The following is a 2,858-nucleotide window of genomic DNA, read 5'->3' as shown; positions in this document are numbered from 1 at the left end:
GGAAGACCATGCAGATTGCCATCCCGGCAGAGACGGGCGACACCCGTGTCGCGGCCACGCCGGAAACGGTGAAGAAGTTTGTCGCCATGGGCCACAGTGTCGTCGTGCAAAGCGGTGCCGGCTTTGCCTCCGCGGTACTGGACGCAGGCTTTGTCGAGGCGGGTGCCAGCATTGCGCCTACGCGCGCCGAAGCGCTGGCCAGTGCCGACATCGTGCTGACCGTGCGCCCGCTGGCCGAAGAGGCCATTAGCGAACTGAAAGAGGGTGCGGTACTGATCGGCCAGTTGGCGCCGTATCAGAACGCCACCTTCCCGGCACTGGCGGCCAAAAAGGTATCGGCTTTTGCCATGGAACTGCTGCCGCGCACCACGCGTGCGCAGTCCATGGACGTGCTCTCCAGCCAGAACAATATCGCCGGCTATAAGGCGGTGCTGCTGGCCAACCAGTTCTACCCGCGTTTTATGCCGATGCTGATGACCGCGGCCGGTACGGTGAAGCCGGCGCGCGTGCTGATCATGGGCGTGGGTGTGGCCGGTCTGCAGGCGATCGCCACCGCCAAGCGTCTGGGTGCGGTGGTCGAGGCGACCGATGTGCGCTCCTCGACCAAGGAGCAGGTGGAGAGTCTGGGCGGCAAGTTTATCGAAGTGCCGATGAGCGACGAAGAGAAAGCCGCCAACGACGGCGTCTACGCCAAGGAAATGTCTGACGACTACAAACAGCGTCAGGCCGAGCTGGTGGCCAAGCACGCCAAAGCGGCCGACATCATCATCACCACCGCGCTGATTCCGGGCCGTCCTGCGCCGCGCCTGATCTCGGCCGAGGTGGTGGCCGGCATGAAGCCGGGCTCGGTGATTATCGACATCGCGGCCGAAGCCGGCGGCAACTGCGAGCTGACCCAGGCCGGTGAAGTCATCAAGCTGGATAACGGCGTGACCGTGGTGGGCCTTGCCAATCTGCCGGGCATGCTGGCGGCCGATGCGTCCAGCCTGTACGCCAAGAACCTGCTCACCTTCCTCAGCCTGATGCTGTCCAAGGACGGCTTCAAGCTGGATATGGAAGACGATCTGCTGGCCGCCACGCTGGTGACGCACGCAGGCGAAGTGCGCTTCGGCAACAAGTAAACCCTCAAGGAATCGAATCATGGTTGATCCGTTTATCACCAGCTTTACCATTTTCGTGCTGGCCGTATTTGTCGGCTACCACGTGGTGTGGAACGTCACCCCGGCGCTGCACACCCCGCTGATGGCCGTGACCAACGCCATCTCCGGCATCATCATCGTCGGCGCCCTGCTGCAGGTAGTCGACATCGGTGGCGAAACCATTACCGTTACCTCGGTACTGGGCACCATCGGCGTCTTCCTCGCCAGCATCAATATCTTCGGTGGCTTTATGGTCACCCAGCGCATGCTCGACATGTTCAAGAAGAAGAAAAAATAAGGACCGACCGACATGGAAAATATTTCTGCTTTGCTTTATCTGGTCGCGGCGGTGCTGTTCATCCTCGCACTCAAGGGGCTGTCCAGCCCGGTGTCCGCCTTGCGCGGCAACCTGTACGGCATGATCGGCATGGTGATCGCGGTGTTCACCACCTTCATGATCATGGACAAGCCGGTGCTGGGCCTGATCGGCGGCGCCATCATTGCCGGTGGTGCCATCGGCGCGTGGAAGGCCAAGACCGTCGAAATGACCGGCATGCCGGAGCTGGTTGCCGCCATGCACTCGCTGGTGGGCCTGTCTGCGGTGCTGATCGCGGTGGCTGCGGTGTACCACACCGGTGAAACCCATACCCCGGTACAGAAGGTCGAGCTGTTTATCGGCGCCTTTATCGGTGCCATCACCTTTACCGCCTCGGTCATTGCCTACGGCAAACTGTCCGGCCGCTTCGGTGCCAAGGCCGTGACCTTCTCCGGCCAGCACCTGTTGAACCTGGTGCTTGCCATCGCCATGGTCGGCTTCGGCGTGGTGTACTTCACCACCGACAGCCATGCCGCCTTCCTCGCCATGGTGGCGGTGGCGCTGGTGCTGGGTGTGACACTGATCATCCCGATCGGCGGTGCCGACATGCCGGTGGTGGTGTCCATGCTCAACTCGTACTCGGGCTGGGCGGCGGCCGGTATCGGCTTCACCCTGAACAACCCGGTGCTGATCATCGCCGGTGCCTGCGTCGGCGCGTCCGGTGCCATCCTGTCCTACATCATGTGCAAGGCGATGAACCGCTCCATCGTGTCGGTGCTGCTGGGTGGTTTTGGTGCCGAAGCGGCCGCTGGCGGCGGCGCGGCTTCCGGCCCGAAGAACTACAAGTCCGGTTCGGCTGAAGACGCTGCCTTCCTGATGAGCAACGCCGACAGCGTGATCATCGTGCCGGGCTATGGCCTGGCCGTATCGCGCGCCCAGCATGCGCTGCAGGAATTCGCTAACCTGCTGACCGAGAAGGGCGTCAATGTGCGCTACGCCATCCACCCGGTGGCGGGCCGTATGCCGGGGCATATGAACGTGCTGTTGGCGGAAGCCGAAGTGCCGTACGAGCAGGTGCAGGAGATGGAAGAGATCAACTCCGACTTCGCCAATACCGACGTGGTGCTGGTGATCGGCGCCAATGACGTGGTCAACCCGGCCGCGCTGAAGGACAAGGCCAGCCCGATCTACGGCATGCCGATTCTGGAAGCACACAAGGCGCGTACCGTGATCGTGGTCAAGCGTTCGATGAGCGTGGGCTACGCGGGTCTGGATAACGAACTCTTCTACATGGACAAGACCATGATGGTGTTCGGTGACGCCAAGAAAGTGGTCGAGGAACTGGTCAAGGGCGTGGAGCACTAAGCCTGTCCGGCAACAGATGTAAACAAAAGCCCGTCGCA

General features: G+C 62.1%; 3 protein-coding genes. All 3 read left to right on the top strand.

All coding sequences use genetic code 11. The annotated features are described in order from the left end of the window. On the top strand, nt 1-1,121 hold a 1,121-nt coding region (locus GQF02_RS15705; RefSeq protein WP_268891030.1), incomplete at its 5' end, for a Re/Si-specific NAD(P)(+) transhydrogenase subunit alpha. A gap of 19 nt (nt 1,122-1,140) precedes the next feature. Beyond that, on the top strand, nt 1,141-1,437 hold the full coding sequence (locus GQF02_RS15700) for a proton-translocating transhydrogenase family protein (protein ID WP_124736805.1): 297 nt from the start codon (nt 1,141-1,143) through the stop codon (nt 1,435-1,437). Nucleotides 1,438-1,449: 12 nt separating this feature from the next. Then, nucleotides 1,450-2,820 (top strand): NAD(P)(+) transhydrogenase (Re/Si-specific) subunit beta, encoded by a 1,371-nt coding sequence (locus GQF02_RS15695; protein ID WP_160798394.1) that lies wholly within the window; start codon nt 1,450-1,452, stop codon nt 2,818-2,820. Nucleotides 2,821-2,858: the final 38 nt, after the last annotated feature.

It is taken from the genome of Craterilacuibacter sinensis, from assembly GCF_009831765.1.
Lineage (GTDB): Bacteria > Pseudomonadota > Gammaproteobacteria > Burkholderiales > Chromobacteriaceae > Craterilacuibacter > Craterilacuibacter sinensis.
This window is presented reverse-complemented; position numbering and strand designations above follow the sequence as displayed.

Bases quoted from the DNA above. Each gene is read 5' to 3' on its own strand.
- GQF02_RS15700 (WP_124736805.1), top strand. From the start codon at position 1,141: ATGGTTGATCCGTTTATCACCAGCTTTACCATTTTCGTGCTGGCCGTA.
- GQF02_RS15695 (WP_160798394.1), top strand. From the start codon at position 1,450: ATGGAAAATATTTCTGCTTTGCTTTATCTGGTCGCGGCGGTGCTGTTC.